This is a genomic window from Chryseobacterium sp. MDT2-18 (genome assembly GCF_030815285.1).
GTDB lineage: Bacteria > Bacteroidota > Bacteroidia > Flavobacteriales > Weeksellaceae > Kaistella > Kaistella salivictor.
The window spans coordinates 60046-82804 of the sequence record NZ_JAUSWQ010000009.1; the positions used below are offsets into that span (position 1 = coordinate 60046).

Annotated in this window: 23 protein-coding genes; 17 read left to right on the forward strand and 6 right to left on the reverse strand. The window is 38.2% G+C overall.

The window, feature by feature from the left end; all coding sequences use genetic code 11:
- Positions 1 to 62: 62 nt before the first annotated feature.
- Genes QF004_RS10160 through QF004_RS10170 form a run of 3 tightly spaced genes read left to right on the forward strand, consistent with a single transcriptional unit; the run spans position 63 to position 1395 of the window.
- Positions 63 to 512, forward strand: a complete 450-nt coding sequence (locus tag QF004_RS10160; protein ID WP_307425838.1) for a hypothetical protein — start codon at positions 63 to 65, stop codon at positions 510 to 512.
- Positions 513 to 541: 29 nt separating this feature from the next.
- Positions 542 to 1051 carry a nitroreductase gene (locus tag QF004_RS10165; RefSeq protein ID WP_133438660.1) on the forward strand — a complete coding sequence of 170 codons (510 nt, stop codon included), beginning with the start codon at positions 542 to 544 and terminating at the stop codon, positions 1049 to 1051.
- A gap of 59 nt (positions 1052 to 1110) precedes the next feature.
- Positions 1111 to 1395 (forward strand): TM2 domain-containing protein, encoded by a 285-nt coding sequence (locus QF004_RS10170; RefSeq protein WP_307425842.1) that lies wholly within the window; start codon positions 1111 to 1113, stop codon positions 1393 to 1395.
- Between the two features lie 52 nt (positions 1396 to 1447).
- Here QF004_RS10170 and hemB read toward each other — a convergent pair whose 3' ends face one another.
- A complete protein-coding gene (gene hemB / locus QF004_RS10175) occupies positions 1448 to 2440 on the reverse strand; it encodes a porphobilinogen synthase (RefSeq protein WP_307425845.1) in 993 nt (330 codons plus the stop codon).
- Between the two features lie 122 nt (positions 2441 to 2562).
- On the opposite strand from hemB, the gene QF004_RS10180 reads away from it, so the two are divergent.
- From QF004_RS10180 to QF004_RS10210, 7 genes are all read left to right on the forward strand, one after another.
- On the forward strand, positions 2563 to 2919 hold the full coding sequence (locus tag QF004_RS10180) for a T9SS type A sorting domain-containing protein (RefSeq protein ID WP_246012413.1): 357 nt from the start codon (positions 2563 to 2565) through the stop codon (positions 2917 to 2919).
- Between the two features lie 100 nt (positions 2920 to 3019).
- Positions 3020 to 4282 (forward strand): NAD(P)/FAD-dependent oxidoreductase, encoded by a 1263-nt coding sequence (locus tag QF004_RS10185; RefSeq protein ID WP_133438657.1) that lies wholly within the window; start codon positions 3020 to 3022, stop codon positions 4280 to 4282.
- Positions 4279 to 4953 carry a tRNA (guanosine(37)-N1)-methyltransferase TrmD gene (gene trmD / locus QF004_RS10190; RefSeq protein ID WP_307425851.1) on the forward strand — a complete coding sequence of 225 codons (675 nt, stop codon included), beginning with the start codon at positions 4279 to 4281 and terminating at the stop codon, positions 4951 to 4953. Before QF004_RS10185 ends, trmD begins: the two co-directional genes overlap by 4 nt.
- 61 nt (positions 4954 to 5014) lie before the next feature.
- A complete protein-coding gene (locus tag QF004_RS10195; RefSeq protein ID WP_307425853.1) occupies positions 5015 to 5971 on the forward strand; it encodes an endonuclease in 957 nt (318 codons plus the stop codon).
- A gap of 40 nt (positions 5972 to 6011) precedes the next feature.
- Entirely contained in the window at positions 6012 to 6482 is a 471-nt protein-coding gene (locus QF004_RS10200) for an Lrp/AsnC ligand binding domain-containing protein (RefSeq protein ID WP_133438654.1), read from the forward strand.
- A gap of 167 nt (positions 6483 to 6649) precedes the next feature.
- Positions 6650 to 7648, forward strand: a complete 999-nt coding sequence (gene deoC / locus QF004_RS10205; RefSeq protein ID WP_307425857.1) for a deoxyribose-phosphate aldolase — start codon at positions 6650 to 6652, stop codon at positions 7646 to 7648.
- Positions 7649 to 7951: 303 nt separating this feature from the next.
- A complete protein-coding gene (locus QF004_RS10210) occupies positions 7952 to 10345 on the forward strand; it encodes an aldehyde dehydrogenase family protein (RefSeq protein ID WP_307425860.1) in 2394 nt (797 codons plus the stop codon).
- Between the two features lie 295 nt (positions 10346 to 10640).
- Here the strand turns inward: QF004_RS10210 and QF004_RS10215 are convergent, their stop codons facing one another.
- Both QF004_RS10215 and QF004_RS10220 read right to left on the reverse strand, forming a co-directional pair.
- Entirely contained in the window at positions 10641 to 11723 is a 1083-nt protein-coding gene (locus QF004_RS10215; protein ID WP_307425862.1) for a PorV/PorQ family protein, read from the reverse strand.
- The gene (locus QF004_RS10220) at positions 11723 to 12583 is read right to left on the reverse strand and encodes a DMT family transporter (RefSeq protein ID WP_307426017.1); all 861 of its coding nucleotides are present in this window, start codon (positions 12581 to 12583) and stop codon (positions 11723 to 11725) included. The genes QF004_RS10215 and QF004_RS10220 overlap by 1 nt, the downstream gene beginning before the upstream one ends.
- 341 nt (positions 12584 to 12924) lie before the next feature.
- On the opposite strand from QF004_RS10220, the gene QF004_RS10225 reads away from it, so the two are divergent.
- Complete coding sequence (locus QF004_RS10225; protein WP_133438650.1) at positions 12925 to 14553, forward strand: acyl-CoA carboxylase subunit beta; 1629 nt, start codon at positions 12925 to 12927, stop codon at positions 14551 to 14553.
- Positions 14554 to 14631: 78 nt separating this feature from the next.
- On the opposite strand, the gene ygiD is transcribed toward QF004_RS10225, so the two are convergent.
- Positions 14632 to 15459, reverse strand: a complete 828-nt coding sequence (gene ygiD, locus QF004_RS10230; protein ID WP_307425865.1) for a 4,5-DOPA dioxygenase extradiol — start codon at positions 15457 to 15459, stop codon at positions 14632 to 14634.
- Positions 15460 to 15541: 82 nt separating this feature from the next.
- Entirely contained in the window at positions 15542 to 16051 is a 510-nt protein-coding gene (locus tag QF004_RS10235) for a YceI family protein (RefSeq protein ID WP_133438648.1), read from the reverse strand.
- A gap of 200 nt (positions 16052 to 16251) precedes the next feature.
- Between QF004_RS10235 and QF004_RS10240 the strand changes: the two genes are divergently transcribed.
- The 4 genes from QF004_RS10240 to QF004_RS10255 all read left to right on the forward strand — a co-directional run bounded on the left by QF004_RS10240 (position 16252) and on the right by QF004_RS10255 (position 20583).
- Positions 16252 to 16947: a phosphatase PAP2 family protein gene (locus QF004_RS10240; protein WP_307425868.1), complete on the forward strand. Its 696-nt coding sequence runs from the start codon at positions 16252 to 16254 to the stop codon at positions 16945 to 16947.
- Between the two features lie 2 nt (positions 16948 to 16949).
- Positions 16950 to 17921, forward strand: coding sequence for a phosphatase PAP2 family protein (locus QF004_RS10245; RefSeq protein WP_307425872.1), 972 nt, complete (start codon positions 16950 to 16952; stop codon positions 17919 to 17921).
- 61 nt (positions 17922 to 17982) lie between these two features.
- The gene (locus tag QF004_RS10250; RefSeq protein ID WP_307425875.1) at positions 17983 to 20124 is read left to right on the forward strand and encodes a DPP IV N-terminal domain-containing protein; all 2142 of its coding nucleotides are present in this window, start codon (positions 17983 to 17985) and stop codon (positions 20122 to 20124) included.
- A 3-nt stretch (positions 20125 to 20127) separates the two neighbouring features.
- Positions 20128 to 20583 carry a DUF1801 domain-containing protein gene (locus QF004_RS10255; RefSeq protein ID WP_307425878.1) on the forward strand — a complete coding sequence of 152 codons (456 nt, stop codon included), beginning with the start codon at positions 20128 to 20130 and terminating at the stop codon, positions 20581 to 20583.
- Between the two features lie 20 nt (positions 20584 to 20603).
- Here QF004_RS10255 and QF004_RS10260 read toward each other — a convergent pair whose 3' ends face one another.
- On the reverse strand, positions 20604 to 21152 hold the full coding sequence (locus QF004_RS10260; RefSeq protein WP_307425881.1) for an L-threonylcarbamoyladenylate synthase: 549 nt from the start codon (positions 21150 to 21152) through the stop codon (positions 20604 to 20606).
- Between the two features lie 152 nt (positions 21153 to 21304).
- Between QF004_RS10260 and QF004_RS10265 the strand changes: the two genes are divergently transcribed.
- Together QF004_RS10265 and QF004_RS10270 are read left to right on the forward strand one after the other, a co-directional pair.
- Complete coding sequence (locus QF004_RS10265; RefSeq protein ID WP_307425883.1) at positions 21305 to 22324, forward strand: LLM class flavin-dependent oxidoreductase; 1020 nt, start codon at positions 21305 to 21307, stop codon at positions 22322 to 22324.
- A gap of 180 nt (positions 22325 to 22504) precedes the next feature.
- Positions 22505 to 22753, forward strand: coding sequence for a VF530 family DNA-binding protein (locus QF004_RS10270; RefSeq protein WP_133438641.1), 249 nt, complete (start codon positions 22505 to 22507; stop codon positions 22751 to 22753).
- Positions 22754 to 22759 lie beyond the last annotated feature (6 nt).

The window sequence follows — 22759 nt, forward strand, 5'->3', positions numbered from 1 at the left end:
TAATTGATTTTTGACGATTCTATTTGAGAATATTTTTTACCTTTAAAAAAAATAGAAGTGATATGCAGAAGAATATCATCGTGAAAAGTGAAGTTCGCACTTATGTAAAAGAAATTATTTCGCAAAAAATTCACAAGCTTGAGAATTTTATGGAATTCACTCTGGAGGCAAGCCGGGAGGTAAAAAAAACTTCTAAGTATGATTCTATTCGGGAAGAAATGCAGGAAGAAATTTATCAGATGCAAAAGCAAATGGCTTCATTAAAGGATTTGCAAAGGAATTTATCTAAAATTTCAGATTATCCTTCGGAGAGAATTCAGCTGGGATCTATTGTTTTTACCAACAAAGCGCGATTTTATATTTCTATTTCCCTTGGAGAGTTTTTCTTTGAAGGAGACCGGTTTTATGCGATTTCTGAAGAAAGCCCGATGGCGAAAATGATGTTCGGAAAACAGGTTGGAGATTCTTTTACCCTCAATAATATCAGCCAGGTTATCGAACAGGTCTGGTAATTTTTAATTAAAATTAATTTAACAAATCAATGGACAACGCAGAAATATTAAAAAACATTATAGAAAAAAGAAGAAGCATTTTCCCTAAATCCTATTCCACAGAGGAAATTGAGGAAGAGGTTCTTGCTGAAATTGTGAATTCTGCGAATTTTGCGCCAAGTCACAAGCGGACGAAACCGTGGAGGTTAAAAGTTTTTCGTGGTGAGGAAAAAAATCAGTTAGGAGAAAAATTGGCAGAAATCTACAAACAGACAGCTAATCCTGAAGCTTTTCTGGAAAAGAAGTATCTGGATATTTCTGACAAAGTGGCAAAGTCTGCTGCGATCGTTACTATTTGTGTTAATTTCAGTGGTTTAGTTCCGGAATGGGAAGAAATAGCTGCAACGGCGATGGCTGTTCAGAATATGTATCTTACTGCAACTGCTCATGAAGTTGGTTGTTACTGGAGTACGCCGGGAATGATTAATCACCTGAACGGTTTTCTGGGCTTAGATGAAAATCAGAAATGTATCGGTTTATTTTATCTGGGGAAAATATAATTAGATTGTAACTTTGGGAGTTTTTGAGTGACTTATAGTTAAACTAAGAAATTAATTATATGGAAACTTACGGTTATAATCATCCTCAATCGTCGCAAAATCAGAGCAATTATCGTTCAGAGAAAAAATTGGCTGCCGGACTTTTAGGCTTATTGCTTAGTCCATTTGCAGCGAATAAATTTTACCTGGGATATATAAAGGAGGGAATTATTCAGGTTATTTTAAATATCTGCACTTGTGGAGTAGCAACAGTCATTCCTTTTATCGAAGGGATTATTTATCTTACCATGAGTGATGAACAGTTCGATCGAACTTATGTTCAAAATAAAAAGCCCTGGTTTTAAAACAGAAAGAACTTCCGGTATTGAAGTTCTTTCTGTTTGTATTTAAATTCTTTTACTGATTCAATAAAATCGCGGCTTCTTTTGCAGCATACGTAAATATCATGTCTGCTCCGGCGCGTTTGATGCAGGTTAAACTTTCGATAATGGCTTTGTCATTATCCAACCAGCCATTTTGTGCGGCCGCTTTTAACATCGCGTATTCTCCGCTCACATTGTATACTGCAATTGGTAAATCGATTGCTTCGCGAACTTTGGCAACGATATCAAGATAGGGCATTCCCGGTTTGATCATGATAATATCTGCACCTTCCGCAACATCTTTTAAAACTTCATCAATGGCTTCTCTGGAATTATGAAAATCCATCTGATACGTTTTTTTATCTTTCGGAACATCCTGATTATCTACGGGTGCTGAATCTAAAGCACTTCTGAATGGGCCGTAAAATGAACTTGCATATTTCGCAGCGTAGCTTAAAATTCCCACATCGGTAAAACCGTTTTCTTCGAGACCTGTTCTGATTGCTGCAACTCTGCCGTCCATCATGTCGCTCGGTGCAATAATATCTGCTCCCGCTTCCGCACAGGAAACTGACATTTTCACCAGAGATTCGTTGGTGGCATCGTTATCGATTTTACCGTTGGTGACAATTCCGTCGTGACCGTAGATTGAATAGGGATCCAAAGCAACATCAGGCATGATGACCATTCCGGGAACGGCATCTTTAATTGCTTTAATGGTATTTTGCATTAAACCGTTTGGATTCCATGACTCTTTTCCGGTGTTGTCTTTCAAATCTTCAGAAACTTTCATGTACAGATTCACCGCTTTAACACCGAGGGAAAATAGTTCCTGACATTCCTTCACGGTAAGATCTAAAGTCCGCCTGAAAATTCCTGGCATGGAGGATATCGGTTCTTGTCTGTTGATGCCTTCCATCACAAAAATCGGCATTACAAAATCACTGGTCGTAAGGGTAGTTTCCTGAACTAACGCTCTGATAGCGGCGTTTGTTCTTAATCTTCGGTTTCTGGAATAGATGATCATATTTTGGAATAGTATTTGATTTATAGACTGCAAATTTAAATATAGTTTTGCATAAAAGCTATTGTATTTCAAATAGAATTCCTTAGTTTTGTAATGATATCGTTAAAATAAAATTATTATAGGTGAAAAATTTATTGTTTTTAGTAATATTGGTCGGCAGTTTAACAGTTTTTTCGGGAAAAATTTCCGCTCAGTCTGTTGATCGGGTTTCGATGGTAACCAGTCAGAAATCAGATGATGGTGTTATTGTCGCGTACCCTAATCCTGCCCGGGATTTTATTTTCGTAAAATCAAAAGATGCCTTTTTGAAAATAAAATCTGTTACTTTTTATTCTATATTAGGAATGCAGGTGGCAGAATATCAGATTAATAAAAATTCTGAAGAGATTCGTTTAGATAAGCTCAGACCGGGTAAATACCTGATGAGATATGTCTTAAGTGACAATACTCAGCAAGTCACGCAAATCGTAAAACAATAAAATATCATCCTTGGAATTTCTTCAAGGATTTTTTTTTCGCAGATCTTATATATGAAGCCAATCTATAGGCTTTGATAAAAAATTACTTAATTTTGTACCAATGGAAGCACGCGAAAAAATAGTAATTATTGGTGGTGGTTTTGCCGGACTTCAATTGGCGAAATCCCTTAATAATAAAAGAAAAAAAGTGATGGTCATCGACAAGGTGAATCATCACATGTTTCAGCCGCTTTTCTACCAGGTAGCTTGCGGGCGGATTGAACCCAGTAATATTTCTTTTCCTTTCAGGAAGATTTTTCAACGCTCCCGCAATATTCAGTTCCGGCTCACCGAAGTTCAGCGGATTATTCCTGAACAAAATAAAATTGTGACCCAAGAGGGAGAATTCACCTATGATAAACTGGTGATTGCTTCAGGTTGCAAAACCAATTTCTTTGGCAATGATAAAATGGAGCATTTGACTTTCGGAATGAAAAATACCCAGGAAGCAATTGCGATTAGAAATCACGTTTTATTGACGTTTGAGAAATTAATTATCGAAAGAAAACGCAGCGATGACGGAAACTGGAATATCGTTATCGTAGGAAGCGGGCCCACAGGAGTAGAGTTGGCAGGTGCTTTTGCAGAAATGAAGAAAGATATTCTTCCCCGCGATTATCCTCATATGAATTTTGATGATCTGAAAATCATTTTAATAAGTTCTACAGAAATGCCACTGGGGGTGATGAGTGAAGAAGCCCAGGAAAAATCTGCCCAATATCTAAAAGAGCTCGGAGTCGTTTTCCTGAAAGGGGAAATGGTCACAGATTATGACGGTGACAAAGTTTTCATGAAAAGTGGAAAAACAATTCCATCAAATAATGTAATTTGGGCCGCCGGAGTTACCGGAAATATTATCGATGGTTTGAATCCCGGAATTATAGTCAGAAACAGATTCAAAACAGACCGCTACAACAGAATTGTAGGTTACGGCAATATCTTCGCTATTGGAGATATCGCTTACATGGAAACACCGCTGTATCCGGCAGGTCACCCGCAGGTAGCCAATGTTGCGATTAATCAGGGGAAGAACTTGGCTAAAAACTTCCTTAAAACTTCTGAAAAAGATTGGCAACAATATGAGTATAAAGATCAGGGAAGTTTAGCAACGATAGGGAAACACCGGGCTGTGGTCGACTTACCACATTTCAAATTCCAAGGTTTTTTTGCCTGGTATTTTTGGATGTTTTTACACTTGATGCTTATTTTAAGTGTCCGGAATAAACTGGCGGTTTTCTTCAACTGGATGTGGAGTTATATTAACAGAGATTCATCATTAAGGTTGATAATTATTCCTAATAAAAAGAACAATACGGAACAATGAGAATAGATATTATAAGTGTTTTACCGGAATTAATGGAAAGTCCTTTTCAGGCTTCAATTCTGAAAAGAGCAATGCAGAAAGGTTTGGCAGAAGTGCACTTTCATCAGTTAAGAGACTGGAGCACCGGAAAACACAGACAGATCGATGACGAACCTTATGGCGGGGGAGCCGGAATGGTGATGATGATTGAGCCTATCGATAAATGTATCTCGGAATTAAAAACCCAGAGAAATTACGATGAAATTATCTATCTTACCCCTGATGGTGAGACTTTAACTCAAAAAATTGCCAATACGCTTTCCATCAAAAATAATCTCATTTTGCTGTGTGGTCATTATAAAGGGATTGATCAGCGGGTCCGCGATCTGCATATTACAAAAGAGATTTCTATCGGTGACTATGTTCTTACCGGCGGCGAGTTGGCAGCATGCGTTTTAGCAGATGCGGTTATTCGGTTATTACCCGGCGTTTTAAATGATGAACAGTCTGCATTAACCGACAGTTTTCAGGACAACTTACTCTCCCCGCCGATCTACACAAGACCTTCGGAATACAAAGGATTGAAGGTTCCCGATATTTTACTGAGCGGAAACTCAAAAAAAATCGAAGACTGGCAGCATGAAGAAGCATTGAGAATAACGATTGAAAGGAGACCGGATATTTTAGATTAAATTAAACACAATCAATATTCTGTGCTATTTATAATGATAAAAAAAGCAGTTGATTTTTAGGATGGACAGTAAAGATGAAAAGGAACTTATTGCTTTCTACAATGTCGAAAATTTGTTTCGTCCGGATCTTCCGCGCATTCATAAGTTAGACCCTACAGCGTCGGGACTGCAGAACTGGGACGAAAGAAAATACCGGAACAAACTTTCTAAAATTGCACAGGTTTTTCAGTTAATATCGGAAAGTGAACATTCTTTGCCCATGTTGATTGGCATATCCGAAGTTCAGGGGAAAAAGCCGTTAGAAGAATTGGTGAAATTAGACCCGTTTAATTCCAATTACGGAATCGTGCATTACGAATCAATGGATGAAAGAGGAGTAGATGTGGCGCTTTTATATGACAAAAGTAAAATCGAAATTATTTCTTCCGAACCTATTTCCTATCTCTTTGCAGTCGAAAATAAAGAATCAGAATATTACGATACGACCAGAGATGTTCTGTTTTGTAAAGTGAAATATTTGAATGTTCTGATGAATGTCTTTGTCCTTCACCTCCCGTCGAAAAGAGAAAAAGATATCAATAAACCCAAGCGGGAATATATCATTAAAGATCTGAACGAAAAGATTTCAAAATTAATTTCAGGCACTGAGGAAGCGGTAATCATCTGCGGTGATTTCAACGAAAATCCCGATGAGGAAATGATAAATAATTTTATTTATGACAAAGACTTCAATAAAATTTTAGTGAATCCGTCAGCCGAACTGTTCAAAAATGAAAAATTTTCTACATTTCATTACAAAAATGGCTTACTTTTTGACCAAATGATTTTGTCCGCTGATTTTTTTAATTCCAATTATCCGCTTCTGTTTAAAGATGCAAAAGTTTTCAATCATGACAAATTAAGCAATTGGGATAAAAAATTAGCAGGCCGGCCTTTTAGAACATTCGCTGGTTCAAGATACTTAGGAGGATATAGCGATCATTTTCCTGTCTTGACTGTATTAGTGAAAAACCAGTAAAAGTCTATTGAATAAAATTTAAACCGAAAAATTCTTTAAAATGAAAAATGCAATTAATGCCGAATATCATTTAGATAAGATCGATAAAGATATTATCTATATGTTGATGGATAATGCGAAAACATCTCTTGCTCATATTTCAAAAAACGTGGGGATCTCTACTACAGCAGTCCACCAACGGATAAAAAAACTAGAACAGGCGGGAGTGATAGAGAATTCTATCTCTTTTCTTAATCCCCGAAAAATTGGATTCAAGGTGGTGTCTTTTATTGGAGTCTTTTTAGAGCAACCCAGCCATTATCATGACGCAATCAAAGCACTCAATGAAATTAATGAAGTCGTAGAAGCGCATTATACCACAGGGAATTACACGATATTTCTTAAAGTTTTATGCAGAGACAATGATCACTTGATGGAAATTCTTAATAAAATTCAAAAATTAAAAGGGGTTACCAGAACAGAAACTTTTATCTCTTTAGAGCAAAGTATTGGCAGACAGCTTAAGGTATAGTAAACAGTTTGTTGATAACAGGTCATTTATAAAAAGTACACTTCATAGGAAGTGTGCTTTTTTGTTAGCTCTTTTTTCAAAAACCATAACACCCATTTGCAGATAATTGGCTAATTTTACAATCTATAATTAATGCAATTTTATTTTCTAGTATAACATCATCATTTATGCAAAAGACATTAGAAAAAAAACAGACCGTTTCTATGCAAAATAGCAGTGAAGTGCGAAATCAAGGCTTATCTTTCAACACCAAATATTTCGATACCATCAATATTAACAGGAGCGCCATCGAAAGACGCGTTGCAACTCTGGGCGGAAGAAGAAGTGTGAAAAAAGAATTTCAGGCAGCCTGGCTTTTAAAGGCAATCTCCATGATTGATTTAACCACGCTTGCCGGAGACGATACCCGCGGAAACGTAATGCGGCTCTGCGAAAAAGCCAAAAATCCCGTTCGCGAAGATTTGCTGGTGAAATTAGGAATGCAGGATGCAAACCTGACGACAGGAGCAGTTTGTGTGTATCACAACTTAATTCCTTACGCAAAAGAAGCGTTGAAAGGAACTTCGATTCCAATCGCAGTCGTTTCTACCGGATTTCCTGCAGGTAAAATTTCCCTTGAAGATAAAATTACAGAAATCAAAAAATCGGTCGCCGCCGGAGCAACAGAAATCGATATCGTTATTTCCAGAGATTTGGTTCTGGAATCAAAGTGGAAAGAACTTTACGACGAAATCAAACTTTGCCGACAAGCTTGTGACGATGCACATATGAAAACCATTTTGGCAACCGGCGAAATTCCTACCTACACCAAAGTGGCTAAAGCATCTTGGGTCGCCATGATGGCAGGATCAGATTTTATAAAAACCTCTACCGGAAAAGAATCCGTAAATGCAACTTTAGCAGTGAGTTTGGTGATGATCCGGTGCATCCGCGATTATTACGAATTAACCGGCGTGAAAGTCGGTTACAAACCTGCCGGCGGAATTCAAAAAGCAAAACAGGCACTCGATTATTTAATTTTGATCAAAGAAGAATTGGGCAACGACTGGTTAACGCCCCATTTGTTCAGATTCGGCGCAAGTTCCCTTTTGGGCGACATCGAGCGGCAGTTAGAACATTACGTAACCGGCAGATACAGCGCAGGATTCAGACATCCGATGGCGTAATTGTCATACTGAGCGAAGTCAAAATGGTTACAGAGCGAAGTCCAAGTAGGGCGCCTTTTTCCGCCCTCCGTTCCCGCTTTCTTGCTCCACTTCGTTGCACAAAAAGAGCTCCACTCAGGTCGGGGCGCAGGTGGGAACCTGATATAAAGAACGATTATAAAAACAAAATACTTAGACTTTCAACAGAGTAGAAATCCAACATTGCTCTTTTAATCTACCGAAAAAAACTGAACGATTGTGTCTTTGTAGTTGAAATTACTGCACCGTCACATCACTAAATCAACACATTATCAAATCAACATAATGGAAATCAAAGAAATATACGACACCATGGTTTACGGTCCAGCTCCAGAAAGCGCAGCTTCTGCTGTGGAATTTTTAGAAAATCATAACAGAAATTTCGACTTATTTATTGGCGGAGAATGGGTAAAACCGCATTCCAAAAAACACATGGATTCCAACAATCCTTCTAATAAAGAATTTTTAGCCAAGATTGCCGAAGCCGACGAAACCGATGTCCACAAAGCCGTGATGGCAGCCAACAGTGCACTTGCAGACTGGGTAGCAATCGGTGGGTTCGAACGTGCAAAATATCTGTATGCCATCGCAAGACAAATCCAGAAGCACTCAAGATTGTTTGCGGTTCTTGAAACATTAGACAACGGAAAACCAATTCGTGAAACCCGTGATATCGATATTCCAATCGTAGCCAGACATTTTTACCATCATGCAGGTTGGGCAAAATTGATGGATACCGAATTCAGTGATTACCAAGAAGTCGGAGTTGTCGGACAGATTATTCCGTGGAATTTCCCTTTAATGATGCTTTCCTGGAAAGTTGCTCCGGCCTTAGCCATGGGAAATACCATCGTTTTGAAGCCTGCAGAATATACCTCGTTAACCGCTTTGCTTTTTGCCGAAATCTGTGAGAAAGTCGGACTTCCAAAAGGTGTTGTAAATGTCGTTACAGGAAAAGGAACTGTTGCCGGAAATGCTTTGGTCAATCATAAAGACATTCAGAAAGTGGCTTTCACAGGTTCAACCAAAGTAGGTAAAATATTAAGAACAAATATCGCCGGAACAGGTAAGAAAATATCTCTTGAGTTGGGTGGGAAATCACCATTCATCGTTTTTGAAGATGCAGATTTGGATTCTGCGGTGGAAGGAATTGTAGATGCGATCTGGTTCAATCAGGGACAGGTTTGTTGTGCCGGTTCCAGACTGTTAATTCAGGAATCAGTTTCTGAGGTTTTCTACAAAAAACTTCGTGCAAGAATGGAAACGTTGCGTATCGGCGATCCAATGGACAAAGCGGTTGATATGGGTTCTATCGTAGATCCAATTCAGCTGAAAACCATTAAAGACATGGTTCAAATCGGCATCGATGAAGGCTGTACGATTTATCAGCCAAAAAATGGAATTCCAGAAAACGGCTGGTTTTATCCGCCGACTTTATTTACCGATGTTCCAACAAGCGCTGTGATTGCTCAGGAAGAAATCTTCGGACCGGTTTTGGTCGCGATGACTTTCCGTTCACATTCAGAAGCAGTGGCTTTGGCAAATAATACGAGATATGGTTTGGCATCAAGTGTTTGGACAGAAAATATTAATTTGGCTTTAGATATTGCACCGAAAATAAAAGCAGGAAGCGTTTGGATCAACTGTACCAATCAGTTTGATGCCGCTGCTGGATTTGGTGGGTACCGAGAATCCGGTTTCGGTAGAGAAGGCGGAAAAGAAGGTTTGTATGAATATATGAAACCAAGAGTTGAAGCCGAATTTACCGCAAAACCAATTTTGCCCAAAACTGAAAAACCGAAAGAGGGTAAAAAAGCAAAAAATACTTTGGCAGAAATCGACCGTACGACGAAAATGTATATCGGGGGAAAACAAGCCCGCCCAGATGGTGGTTACAGCACAGAAATCAAAAATGCTTTCGGTGAATATATCGGAGAAGTTTCTGAAGGGAACAGAAAAGATATCAGAAATGCCGTTGAAGCAGCGCACGCCGAAAAATCTTGGGGTGGAATGACCGGTCATGCCAGAGCGCAGGTTCTTTATTATATCGCCGAAAATTTAGCAATTCGTTCAGAAGAATTTGCAGAAAGAATTGTGGAGATGACGAATCAATCTTTAGAATCTGCTCAGGATGAGGTGGAAAAATCAATTGAAAGAATTTATACTTACGCCGCTTATGCCGATAAATATGATGGCGCAGCGCATTCTACCGTTCAAAGAATGGTTACTTTAGCAATGCCCGAAGCAATCGGTGTAATGGCAATTGTTTGTCCGGAAGAAAATCCGTTGTTAGGATTTATTTCAACGGTAATTCCGGCAATTGCGATGGGAAACAGGGTAGTGGTCATTCCATCTGAAAAGCAGCCATTTTCAGCCACCGATTTTTATCAGATTTTAGAAACCTCTGATGTTCCTGCCGGAACGGTGAATATTGTAACCGGTCCAAAAGAGGAATTAGCCAATGAACTCGCGAAACATTATAATGTGGAAGGAATTTGGTATTTCGGAACTCAGGAAGGAAGCAAAAATGTCGAATTACTTTCCACCGATTCCATGAAACGTTCGTGGGTGAATTTTGGAAAACACAGAAACTGGCTGAATCCAAAACATGGTGAAGGTCAGGAGTTTTTAAGACACGCGACAGAAATTAAAAACATCTGGATTCCTTATGGAGCATAAAGCTTAAGCGCTGTTACAGCTTAGAGCTCTAACAGCGCTCACAAAAAGCCACGAAACCACGAAGTTTTTCGTGGTTTTTTTTATTTGAAAGAAATCTGTGCAATCTGAAAATGTTACTTCTCAAATTAAAATTAAAATTTTAACCATTAAGAAAAGTGAAGGAATTAAGTTCATTAAAATTTCTTCCGGAAATTGTTTTGTGGAAAGTAACCCGTTCCTTTATGTGATTTTTGGGGTTTAAGAAAATTTGCGAAAAATTAAGCTTGACGTTAAATCGGAAGTTTTTAAATCAGTATTAATTTCTGAAATCTCCCATATCCAATTTCAGAGAAAAGAAATTAGAATAGAAGTTAGAGCCACCGATTCCCGAATTGGTAATTGCATAATCTAAAGTTAAACCGTGGTATTTAATTCCAATCCCAGCACTGGGCTGAAAGGAAACTTTTCTTTTTAGATTTTCGATATCGGTTATAGTTTGAAATCTGTTTAAACCAACTCTCACAAAAATCATATCCTGAAATTTAAGTTCGGCGCCCGCATAAGGCGTAATACTTGCAAAATCGGTCGAAATAACCGCTGCCGTTTTGGCGAAATCAACATTGATTCCCGCTTCCGGCATGAGTTCCAAATCCCGGTTGATTTCGAAATTTCTGCTCATTCCTAAATTTAATTTAGGCATGGTTAATTCCATTTTATCTTTTGGAGCGGGATTAAATTCCTCACCGTTCACCACGGCCGAAAGTTCTTTCTGATTGATGGTCCAGAAGTTTACCGTAGTTGTAATATCTTTCATTACAGCGCCATAATTCCAGCCGTTGTCGGAATGATAAACCGCTCCCAAATCAAAACCAAAACCATAGCCACTTGCAAATTTTCCGACATTTCTGTAGACTAATTTTGCATTAACACCGACATCTATTTTTTGATTTCCGCCAGGATGAAAGGCATAAGAAAGTAACGCCGCATAATCGGACTGTGAAAAACTGGTGATTTTATCGTAGTCGATATTTCCTTCAGGATCAATAAGTTGTGTAGTATTCAGGATGTTGTCAACTCCGAGTCGGACGATGGAAATTGCAAAAACTCCTCCTTTGTTATCCAAAGGTTTTGCATAAGCGATATAGTCGTATTTGGCGATCGATTCAAAATATTCAGCATGCATTGCTGCTCCCTGCCAATCACGGTCAACGCCGATTAATCCTGCCGGATTCCACATTGGCGAATAGACATCGTTTTGATTAGAAATTACCGCACCGCCCATTGCCAGACCTCTCGCACCAGCTCCGATATTGAGAAATTCGTTTGAATATTTTCGCACAATTTGTGCTTCAGAAAAAACCCCTGAAGTAACCAAAGCGGCAAAGAATAATTTTCTCATCAATTCTGTACTTTTTTTGCAGCTGTATTTTTTCTTGATTTTAAAACTCCATTAACAATAATTGCCAAAATCATAATTAAAGAAGCACCGTAAAATATGGGGCTCATTTCCTCAGATTCACCAAAGATAAAAAAAGCCAGGATAATCCCGTAAACCGGCTCCAGATTTACCGTTAAAATTAAGGTAAACGGCGAAATGTATTTCATTAAATTCACAGATTCCAACATCGGGAAAGCGGTGAAAATACTTGCTAATATGATAACTAACGTCAAATCATGGGTGCTTATTTCATTAAGGTGAAAAATCTGCCCCGTCAATAGAAAAAATGCGGTTAGAATAAGGAATCCCGAAAATATTTCATAGAAAATAATGTTACCGGAACTGGTTTTGCCAAAGATTTTTCCATTAAAAACAGAAAATATGGTTCCGAAAAGAGCGGTAAGAATTCCATAGAAAATTCCTTCTTTATACTGAAATTCGGTCTTGAAAATGAGTCCCATACAGATCACGATCACCACTCCCATGATCACCTCTGAAATGTCGATCTTCCTTTTAAAAATAACAGGTTCCAAAATAGAAGCAAACAAGGTGGAAAGCGATAAACAGCTCAGTGCAATGGAAACATTCGAAACCTTGATCGAGTGGAAAAAACAGAGCCAGTGAAAAGCCATGAATCCTCCAATTACCGAAAGCTGAATGAAAAGTTTTTTGGAAATTTTGATGCTTTCTTTTTTGAAAAAGCGGATGAAAATAAATAAAAACAGCGCTGCGAAAAGCATGCGGTAAAAAGTAAGCACCTGGGCATTGGCGGAAATGAGTTTTCCTAAAATGGCAGTAAATCCCCAAAGAAATACAATCATGTGAAGGCGAAAAAGGGCAGAATTTTTAACCACTATTTTTAAATTTTAACTTTTGCAAATCTACAAATCCAATTTAGATTATAAGAACAATAACCTGTTCATTTACTGAAAAAAAACCCTGAAAATTTCACAACTTTCAGGGTTCTTCAAATAATAAACTACTAAAAAAATAAATTAGGAATAATTCCAAGCAATTGTAACGGGATTTTGGTTCTTTTATTTTGTTTGATCCTCCAAAATTATGCAAAATAATTTTCTGTGTTTCAAATCATTAGTTGTAATGCATGTTTCTTCCGGAATTATCTTAAAAAAACTTATCTTTAAGAAAATTTTTTTCACGTATGGATTTAGAATTTAACAAAAGAGAAGATCAAAATAAATTAAAACTCGGCGCTATTACCACTTTGCTTTCTGAAATAAAGAAAGGTGGTGGAGAAAAACGGTTGCAAAAACAAAGAGATGAAGGCAAGTTAACGGCGCGCGAACGAATCGACTATCTTCTTGATAAAAACGCAGATTCTATTGAAATCGGTGCTTTTGCCGGTTATGAAATGTATGAGGAACATGGCGGTTGCCCGAGTGCCGGAGTAGTGGTAGTTATGGGTTATGTTTCCGGCCGGCAATGCCTGGTGGTGGCCAATGACGCCTCCGTAAAAGCGGGTGCCTGGTTTCCGATAACGGCAAAAAAAAATCTTCGCGCTCAGGAAATTTCCATGGAAAATAAATTGCCCATTATTTATCTGGTAGATTCTGCAGGGGTTTTCTTGCCAATGCAGGATGAGATTTTTCCCGACAAAGAACATTTTGGAAGAATATTCAGGAACAATGCAAAAATGAGCTCTATGGGAATTATCCAGATTTCTGCGGTAATGGGAAGCTGTGTGGCAGGTGGCGCCTATCTTCCGATTATGAGCGATGAAGCGATGATTGTAGATAAAACGGGTTCTATATTTTTAGCCGGAAGTTATCTGGTGAAAGCGGCGATTGGTGAAACCATTGATAATGAAACTTTAGGAGGAGCTACTACCCATTGCGAAATTTCCGGTGTGACCGATTATAAGGCGAAAGACGATAAAGATGCTTTAGATAGAATTAAAAATATCATGAAGTCCATCGGCGATTTCGAAAAAGCAGGTTTCGACAGAATCGAAAGTTTCCCGCCAAAAGAAAATATCGAAAATATTTTCGGACACATGCCGGTTTCACGATCAGATCAATACGATACTTTTAATATTATTAAATGTCTGGTTGATAATTCCGAATACGAAGAGTACAAACCGGACTATGGCAAATCAATTATTTGTGCGACCGCAAGAATCGACGGTTGGAGCGTAGGAATTGTCGCCAATCAACGGAAATTAGTAAAAAACGGAAAAGGAGAAATGCAGTTTGGCGGCGTTATTTATTCGGATTCTGCTGATAAAGCGACGCGTTTTATTGCCAATTGCAACCAGCGAAAAATCCCATTATTATTCTTACAGGACGTTACCGGATTTATGGTAGGTTCCAAATCTGAACAAGGTGGAATCATCAAAGACGGTGCAAAAATGGTAAATGCTGTTTCTAATTCCGTAGTGCCGAAATTTACAGTAATTACAGGGAATTCCTACGGTGCCGGAAATTACGCGATGTGTGGAAAAGCGTATGATCCAAGATTAATTGTTGCTTGGCCATGGGCGGAACTAGCGGTAATGGGCGGAAGCCAGGCTGCGAAAGTTCTGGCGCAAATTCAGACTTCAACTTTAAAAAAGCAAGGCATAGAAATCGGAGAAAAAGAACATCAGGAAATTCTGGATTCCATTTCCAAAAAATACCAAAAACAGACGGAGCCCACTTATGCCGCAGCTAGATTATGGACCGATGCCATCATTAATCCTGTAGATACCAGAAAATGGATTTCTATGGGAATTGAAGCCGCTAACCATGCACCAATTACGGAGAAATTTAATTTAGGAGTGATTCAGGTTTGAAAATTTAAGGAACTGGATTCTATAAACAGCATAAAAAAAAGATTCAGAAATTTTCTGAATCTTTTTTTTATTTTTAATTTAACCAATCCTTACGCTGGTCATACTCAGGCTTCCGGCAATTAATTCATCATTGAATAGTGAGAGTTCTTCCGATTTTTCCTTTAAACCCAAAGAATAAATGAGCGGCAGAAAATGATCGGGCGTGGGAACAGCAGTTTGTAGAAATGTTCCCTGTTTCTGATAATCAATAAGATTTTTAAAATTACCGTCCAGGATCCAGTTGTTTGTTTTTTCGCGGGCTTCCAAAGCCCAGTCGTAGCCGTAACCTACCGTATCGATATTTCGGAAATCTACCAGGCGTAAATTATGAACGATATTCCCGCTGCCGATTATCAAAATTCCTTTTTTTCGTAACTTTTGAAGTTGACTTGCCAGATCAAAATGAAATTGCGGTGGTTTGGTATAATCAATACTCAGCTGAATGACCGGAATGTCTGCGTTGGGATAAAGATGCCTGATGACACTCCACGCACCATGATCCAGTCCCCAGTTGTGGTCTTCGCCTACAAAAGTAGGAGCCAGTAACGCTGCCGTTTCTTTTGCCAGTTCGGGACTTCCTTTTGCCGGATACTGAACCTGAAAAAGTTCTTTCGGAAAACCATAAAAATCATGAATGGTTTTCGGCATTTCCATGGCGGTAACAAAAGTTCCCTTGGTAAACCAGTGCGCAGAAATACAGAGAATAGCATTAGGTTTCGGAATTTCTTTCGAGATTTTTCGGAAACCCTGTACAAACTGGTTTTCTTCTATCGCATTCATCGGCGAACCGTGACCGAGAAAAAGAACCGGCATTTTTTCGGTTTCCTGAAAACGGTCGGAAATGCTCGATAAATCTTGGATATTCATTTTAAATATGCTTTAAAAAAAACAAAGTTCACCCGACAAAAAATCAGAGTGAACCTTGAAAAATCAACTATGAAATTTTATTTTATGCTTTTACAAATTGTAGGTCGCCTGCAATTTTCACCTCGTCAGAAACCATTACGCCCCCTGTTTCCAAAGCTGCGTTCCAGTTTAAACCAAAATCTTTTCTGCTGATTTTACCTTCAAAAGAGAAACCGGCTTTGGTTTGTCCCCAAGGATCTACATTGATTCCACCGAAATCTACATCTAATTTTACTGGTTTTGTAATACCGTTGATTGTCAGATTTCCTGTAACATCACTGGTCAAAGAATCAGATTCAAAAGTAATTACGGGGTTTGCGGCAACATTGAAGAAATCTTCACTTTTCAAATGGTTATCGCGGTCGGTATTGTTCGTGTTGATAGAATCTGTATGAATTGTCACTTTTACATGTACGTTTTTGAAAGTATCGTCTTCCGCTTCCATTTCTACATTGAAATTGGTGAAGCCACCTTTAACGTTAGAAATCATCATGTGTCTTACTTTAAAAGTAATTTCACTGTGAGTTGGATCTAAATTCCATTTTGTCGCCATAATGTTTTTTTTATTTATTATTAATATTTTGTAGTGCAAAGATAATTCCGATTGCGGTCTTTGGCATTGATGTAAGTTAAGAAATGAATAAATAGTAAATTTTCTTCAACTAAAATCACTAAGCAAATGATTTCGTTATATTTATATGATATTTAATGTAGAGTAGCATCAATTTTTATAATTTTACTTAAAATTATAACATGAAAAAAATCTTTCTATTCCTGATGATTTTGAATTTGCACTGCTTTAATTTCGCTCAAGTTAGGGATACATTAAAAACGCAGAATAAGCGGTTTGACTTTCGATATAAAAAGTTGTACGTCCCCGCAGGTTTGATGCTTTCGGGAATCATTTCAGATGGAAGCGGTTCGGAATCGTTAAAAAATGAATTGGTGGAAGAGCGAAACGAACATCTGTTCGGTTTCCAAAATCATGCAGATGATTATTTACAATTTGCTCCTTTCGTTGCGATTTACGGTTTTGAACTCGCCGGCATGAAACCCAGAACCGACTGGCAAAACCGAACTGCAATTTTAATAAAAGGGCAGCTGCTAAATCTGGGCGCGGTTTATATTTTGAAAACAACTTTAAAACACACGCGACCAGATGGGACTGCTTACTCGTTTCCTTCCGGTCATACCGCAAATGTTTTTGCTGGAGCTACCATGCTTTCCATCGAATATGGGGATAGATATAAATGGGTTCCTTATGCCGCTTACGGTACCGCAACAGCAGTGGGCGTGATGAGAATCGCAAACAATAAGCATTATGTTTCAGATGTTCTTTTCGGCGCTGGTTTGGGAATTCTCTCAATGAAAGTAGCTTACTGGACGCATCAATATAAGTGGAATCAAACAAAAAGTACCACAGATCCTTTCGCAGGAACGGTTTATTAAAAATGAGAAAAAGTGTACCCATATTGGCTCTGTTGTTTTCTGTATTCTTTTTTTCGCAGAAACATGATTCGGCGGTTCAAATAAGGACACAGGAGTTTCAGCTTTCGGAATGTACGACTTTGATTTATCAGAAACCAAGGATATCAGATATCTACAGAAAGATTCCTAAAAATTTTGTAGGAGTCGGTGAGAATGTAGTTTCTACAAACATCTATGGTTACTCTTTACTTGCATTGGGTTCTACTATTGCATTGGTGGCCGTAGATCCCGCAATTTTGAATATGGGTAGAAGATTGGGCGAAAGTGTAGGATTCAGTGAAGATCATACCTATTATAATTTGGGCCCTTTGAAAATAATCCCGGGTGACATCGGTTCTTTTGTTTACTTTATGGGAAACGGAAGCACCTTTATTCTCATCGGAGCAGGTTTGGCCACCTACGGCTTGATTACCGATGATTACCGTGCTCAGAGTACGTCGATGCAACTGGTGCAAAGTGTTTTGCTATCTGGACTTTTTTCTCAACCGTTAAAGCGGCTTAGCGGAAGAGAAAGTCCTTTTGAGACTGCAAAGTCTGGTAGGAATCACAGTAACTGGAATCCTATGCCTTCATTTCCGGCTTACCAGAAAAACACCTCGAAGTACGATGCAATGCCTTCAGGTCATTTAACTACCGGAATTGCTGCCTGGATTGTTTTATCTGAAAATTACCCTGAAAAAAAATGGATCAAACCACTCGGTTTTAGTTTGATGGGATTGATGAGTTTTGAAATGGTCCAAAGTAAAGTGCATTGGGCATCAGATTACCCTATTGCGATTCTTCTGGGTTATCTGATTGGCAAAAACGTCGCCAAAAATGCAATGGTAAAAAAGACCAACGGTACTGTTGCAATTCAGCAGAAAAAATATAAACTCAAGATCTCATCATCCAATTTTTATGGAATTCAGCTGATGGGAATTAACGTTGATTTTTGATTTAACATTTCTTAACAGTTTCGAATTTATTTCTTATTTTTAGCCATCTAATTATTAAGAAATGAAGTTTTCAAAATTCTCTTTATTATTCCTTGTTACAGGAAGTTTTCTCTTTGCACAAAATCAAAAATTTACGATTGCTGAATCAGTAAACGGTTTGAGAAGCAACCTTGCGGTGAAAAATATTTCGCAGTTTACCTGGGCTGATGACGGCAAAACCTATTATCAATCAACCAAAAACGCTTATTTAGTGACAGATGTTTCTACTCAGAAACAGGATACTTTGGTTTCCCTGTATCAGCTGAATAATACTTTGTCTTCAGACAAAAAATTAAAATCATTTCCCAGAATAACTTTTATCAATAAGGATAAAGGATATTTTAACCAGAGATCACAAAGTTTTTGGATCGAACGTTCCGGCAAAGAATGGAAAATTAAAGCAGGAACCGAACTCGATAAGGAAGCTGAGAATACCCAAATGTTGGGAGATAATCAAGGCTACGTTTATACCGTGAAAAATAATTTATACCTCAATAAAAACGGAAAAGTCACTGCCATTACCAATGATGAAAATAAAGATATCCTGAACGGACAGGCGGTTCATCAAAGAGAGTTTGGCATCAGCAAAGGTATTTTTATTTCTCCCGACAATTCGAAAATTGCATTTTACAGAATGGATCAGTCGATGGTTGCCGATTATCCGGTTATCGATTGGAGTGTAGTTCCCGCGGTGAATAAAAATATTAAATATCCAATGGCAGGAACTCCTTCTCATCACGTTACTTTAGGAATTTATGACCTGAAAACCAATAAAACGACTTTCTTAAATACTGCAGGCGATCCAGAACAGTATCTGACCTTGTTTACCTGGAATCCAGATTCGAAATCGGTTTTCGTAGGAGTCCTGAACCGCGATCAGAATGATTTGAAAATGAATCAGTACAGCGCTTCTACCGGAAGTTTTATTAAAAATATATTTGAGGAAAAGTCTGATAAATATGTCGAGCCACAACAGCAGTTGTTGTTTTTCCCGAACTCAACGACCGATTTTATTTGGCAAAGTCAGCGTACCGGATTTAATCATTTATTCCATTATAATGTAGAGAAAGGTCTGGTTGCACAGTTGACGAAGGGAGATTGGGTCGTCACCGATATTCTCGGTTTTCATGAAAAAAAGAAAGAAATCTTCTACGTTTCTACCCAGGTTTCTCCGTTGGAAAGACATCTTTATAAACTCGACTGGACGAATTTTAAAAACCAGAGATTAGATCAGGGAGCCGGTATGCATTCCGGTATTTTGAGCAAGGATGGGAATCATTTGTATGATACCTACAGCAATGCGAATACACCGCGAATTGCTAATTTAATCAATACCAATACTTTAAAAATTAAAAACATACTGTCCGCAGAAAATACTTTAAAAAATTATCAAAGACCCGAAATCAAAAATGTAACTTTAAAAGCTGATGACGGAACGCCTTTATATGGTAAAATTATTTTACCGACCGATTTCGATGCAAACAAAAAATATCCGGTAATTGTTTATTTATACAATGGGCCGCATGCTCAGTTGATAACGGATAGTTTCCCTGCCTCCGGGAATTTGTGGTATGAATTCATGGCGCAGAAAGGATACATCGTTTTCACTATGGACGGGCGGGGTTCTTCTAACCGCGGATTGAAATTCGAACAGGCTATTTTCAGAAATGCCGGAGAAACTGAAATGAAAGACCAGTTGCAGGGAGTCGCTTATCTGAAATCGCTGCCTTATGTGGATGCCGATCGGTTGGGAATTCATGGCTGGAGTTATGGCGGATTTATGACCACGAGTTTCATGCTGAAGCATCCAGACGTTTTCAAAGCAGGAGTGGCCGGCGGTCCAGTCATCGACTGGAATATGTACGAAATTATGTACACCGAAAGATATATGGATACCCCACAAAGTAATCCTGAAGGGTACAGGCAAGCCAATCTTTTGGATAAAGTGCAGAATTTAAAAGGACATTTACTGATGATTCACGGAGCGCAGGATAATGTGGTTGTTTGGCAGCATTCCATAAATTTTCTAAAAGCAGCCGTCGATCATGGGGTACAAATGGATTATTTCGTTTATCCCGGACATGAACATAATGTGGTAGGAAAAGACAGGGTGCATCTGATGCAAAAAGTAACCGATTATTTTGATGAATATTTAAAAAAATAAACAATGAAAATCGAGGCAAATTCTATTGAAGACTATTTAAATAACGTTCCCGAAGAAAGAAAATCTTCGTTCAGGAAACTGTATGAAACGGTGTCGCAGAATTTGCCTCAGGGTTTTCAGGAAGAACTGAGTTACGGCATGATCGGATGGAATATTTCTTTGGAAACGTATCCCGCCAGTTATCACTGTACTCCAAATACGCCGCTTCCATTTATTAATTTGGCTTCTCAGAAAAATTTTATCGCGTTGTATCACATGGGGATTTACGCCAATAAAGATTTGCTGAAATGGTTTACGGAGGAATATTCGAAATATTCTGCAAGAAAATTAGATATGGGCAAGTCGTGCATCCGTTTCAAAAAAACAGATGATATTCCTTTTGAACTGATTGCGGAACTGTGTCGGAAAATATCGCCACAGGATTGGATTTCAACCTATGAAAAACTTTATAAAAAATAAAAACTGATCTTTTCTGAAAATTATTCTCTCAAAACTTTAATTCTGCCGTCATTCCATATTCTGATAACAGACGAACCTGAATATTCTGAAACTTTATCATGATTTTCTTCGGCTACAAAATCGACAGAATCAATAATTTCCTGCGAAATATCGGAAAATTTCATCGGCGATTTTTGCCCGCTAAAATTGGCAGAAGTAGAAACCAAAGGTTTGTTTAATTTCGTGATGATTTTTTTTAAAAATAAATCGTTCACCAGACGAATTCCGATACTTCCGTCTTCCGCCAGGATTTCTTTCGGCAAACCTTTCGGATTGTCGTAAATTAAAGTTACCGGTTTTTCCGACAAATCCATAATTTCCCAGGCCATTTCGGGAACATCTACCAAATCCTCCAAACGCTTTGCAGATTCCACCAGAATAATCATTGATTTGTTCTTCTCCCGCTTTTTAATTTCAAAAATTTTGTTGATGGCTTCTGGGTTTGTAGCGTCGCACCCGATTCCCCAAATAGTGTCGGTTGGGTAAAGAATTGTGCCGCCGGCTTTTAAAGTTTCGATGATTTTTTCCATGAATTATTTTGGTAGATTTTCAGAAAAATTTTAATAATTGCAAAAGTAATTAAAAAAAGTAGAAGATTATTTTTCATGATCTGTTCTTATCATTCATCAATGCTTTTAAATTTCAATTGTGGTAATTTTGTACCATCAAAAATCATAAAAATATGGAAGTAGGAATTGGAATGTTTGGTGACTTAGCCGTCGACCAAAATACCGGAAAATATAAAGATGCAGGAATTAAAATCCGTGAAATTTTAGGACAGATAAAATTAATGGATGACGTCGGAATCGACGTTTTTGCCATGGGCGAACACCATCGTGCTGATTACGCGGTTTCGTCTCCCGAAATGGTTTTAGCTGCCGCTGCGAGCATCACGAAAAATATAAAATTAGCAAGTGGAGTAACGGTTTTGAGTTCCTCCGAACCTGTAAAAGTCTATGAAGATTTTGCCACCTTAGATTTAATTTCAGACGGAAGAGCTGAAATATTTGTCGGTCGCGGAAGTTTCATCGAGTCGTTTCCTTTATATGGCTATTCTCTGAATGATTACGAACAGCTTTTCGATGAAAAATTAGATTTATTATTAAAGATAAATTCCGAAGAAAACATTACCTGGACAGGAAAACTCCGTGCACCGATGAAAAACCAAACCGTTTATCCAAGAGCTAAAAATAACGGAAAACTTCCCATCTGGAGAGCGGTCGGTGGAACGCCACAATCGGTTTTAAGCGCCGCGAAATCAGGAATGCCTTTAATCGTCGCAATTATAGGAGGAATGCCCGTTCAGTTTAAAAATTTAATTGATTTTTACAAACAGGAATATCTTGCCGCCGGACACAAAGAGTCTGAAATGCAAATCGCGATTCATTCGCACACTTTCGTGAGTGAAGATCAGAAAGTGATCGACGGATATTTCCAAAATTATAAATCGCAAATGGACAGAATTGGCGCGACAAGAGGTTGGGCGCCTTACACCAAAATGCAGTACGACGGTGGAAGAGCAAAAGAGGGCGCATTGTTTATCGGAAATACAAATGAAGTTGCGGATAAAATCGCCTATATGAAAGAGCTTTTCGGCATCACAAGATTTATCGGACACATGGATGTGGGCGCACCGGAAAATGACATCATGGTGAAATCTATTGAGTTATTTGGCGGGAAAGTTGCGCCAATAGTGAGATGATTTTTACAGAAATCAGTTTTAAAGGGGAACGGGCTTTAGTCCGTTTTTTTGAAAAAAGATCAGACTTATTTCTAATTTGTTTGCCAATATTTTAAACTGGAGAATTCATTTTGTTCTAAATTTGGTCAGATTTCATCTTTTTTTATTTCCTGAAAACTAATTTACCTATTTTTACACCTTATGGAACAAAAATCAAAAGATCCTCTGCACGGAAAACGCCTCGATGCTATTTTAGAAGAATTGGTGGAATATTACGACGGTTTTGAAAAACTCGGCGAACAGATCAATATCAAATGTTTTACCGATAATCCGAGTATTAAATCTTCTCTGAAGTTTTTGCGGAAAACAGATTGGGCAAGAACCAAAGTCGAAAGTCTGTATTTGTATGTTTTAAGGCAAAAGAAGAAACAGGAAAGATCGCAAGACTAGTTTTCT

Excerpts from the sequence above, each read along its gene's own strand:
- QF004_RS10160 (WP_307425838.1), top strand. The coding sequence starts at position 63 with ATGCAGAAGAATATCATCGTGAAAAGTGAAGTTCGCACTTATGTAAAA.
- QF004_RS10165 (WP_133438660.1), top strand. The coding sequence starts at position 542 with ATGGACAACGCAGAAATATTAAAAAACATTATAGAAAAAAGAAGAAGC.
- QF004_RS10170 (WP_307425842.1), top strand. The coding sequence starts at position 1,111 with ATGGAAACTTACGGTTATAATCATCCTCAATCGTCGCAAAATCAGAGC.
- hemB (WP_307425845.1), bottom strand. The coding sequence starts at position 2,440 with ATGATCATCTATTCCAGAAACCGAAGATTAAGAACAAACGCCGCTATC.
- QF004_RS10185 (WP_133438657.1), top strand. The coding sequence starts at position 3,020 with ATGGAAGCACGCGAAAAAATAGTAATTATTGGTGGTGGTTTTGCCGGA.
- trmD (WP_307425851.1), top strand. The coding sequence starts at position 4,279 with ATGAGAATAGATATTATAAGTGTTTTACCGGAATTAATGGAAAGTCCT.
- QF004_RS10195 (WP_307425853.1), top strand. The coding sequence starts at position 5,015 with ATGGACAGTAAAGATGAAAAGGAACTTATTGCTTTCTACAATGTCGAA.
- QF004_RS10200 (WP_133438654.1), top strand. The coding sequence starts at position 6,012 with ATGAAAAATGCAATTAATGCCGAATATCATTTAGATAAGATCGATAAA.
- deoC (WP_307425857.1), top strand. The coding sequence starts at position 6,650 with ATGCAAAAGACATTAGAAAAAAAACAGACCGTTTCTATGCAAAATAGC.
- QF004_RS10210 (WP_307425860.1), top strand. The coding sequence starts at position 7,952 with ATGGAAATCAAAGAAATATACGACACCATGGTTTACGGTCCAGCTCCA.
- QF004_RS10215 (WP_307425862.1), bottom strand. The coding sequence starts at position 11,723 with ATGAGAAAATTATTCTTTGCCGCTTTGGTTACTTCAGGGGTTTTTTCT.
- QF004_RS10220 (WP_307426017.1), bottom strand. The coding sequence starts at position 12,583 with ATGATTGTATTTCTTTGGGGATTTACTGCCATTTTAGGAAAACTCATT.
- QF004_RS10225 (WP_133438650.1), top strand. The coding sequence starts at position 12,925 with ATGGATTTAGAATTTAACAAAAGAGAAGATCAAAATAAATTAAAACTC.
- ygiD (WP_307425865.1), bottom strand. The coding sequence starts at position 15,459 with ATGAATATCCAAGATTTATCGAGCATTTCCGACCGTTTTCAGGAAACC.
- QF004_RS10235 (WP_133438648.1), bottom strand. The coding sequence starts at position 16,051 with ATGGCGACAAAATGGAATTTAGATCCAACTCACAGTGAAATTACTTTT.
- QF004_RS10240 (WP_307425868.1), top strand. The coding sequence starts at position 16,252 with ATGAAAAAAATCTTTCTATTCCTGATGATTTTGAATTTGCACTGCTTT.
- QF004_RS10245 (WP_307425872.1), top strand. The coding sequence starts at position 16,950 with ATGAGAAAAAGTGTACCCATATTGGCTCTGTTGTTTTCTGTATTCTTT.
- QF004_RS10250 (WP_307425875.1), top strand. The coding sequence starts at position 17,983 with ATGAAGTTTTCAAAATTCTCTTTATTATTCCTTGTTACAGGAAGTTTT.
- QF004_RS10255 (WP_307425878.1), top strand. The coding sequence starts at position 20,128 with ATGAAAATCGAGGCAAATTCTATTGAAGACTATTTAAATAACGTTCCC.
- QF004_RS10260 (WP_307425881.1), bottom strand. The coding sequence starts at position 21,152 with ATGGAAAAAATCATCGAAACTTTAAAAGCCGGCGGCACAATTCTTTAC.
- QF004_RS10265 (WP_307425883.1), top strand. The coding sequence starts at position 21,305 with ATGGAAGTAGGAATTGGAATGTTTGGTGACTTAGCCGTCGACCAAAAT.
- QF004_RS10270 (WP_133438641.1), top strand. The coding sequence starts at position 22,505 with ATGGAACAAAAATCAAAAGATCCTCTGCACGGAAAACGCCTCGATGCT.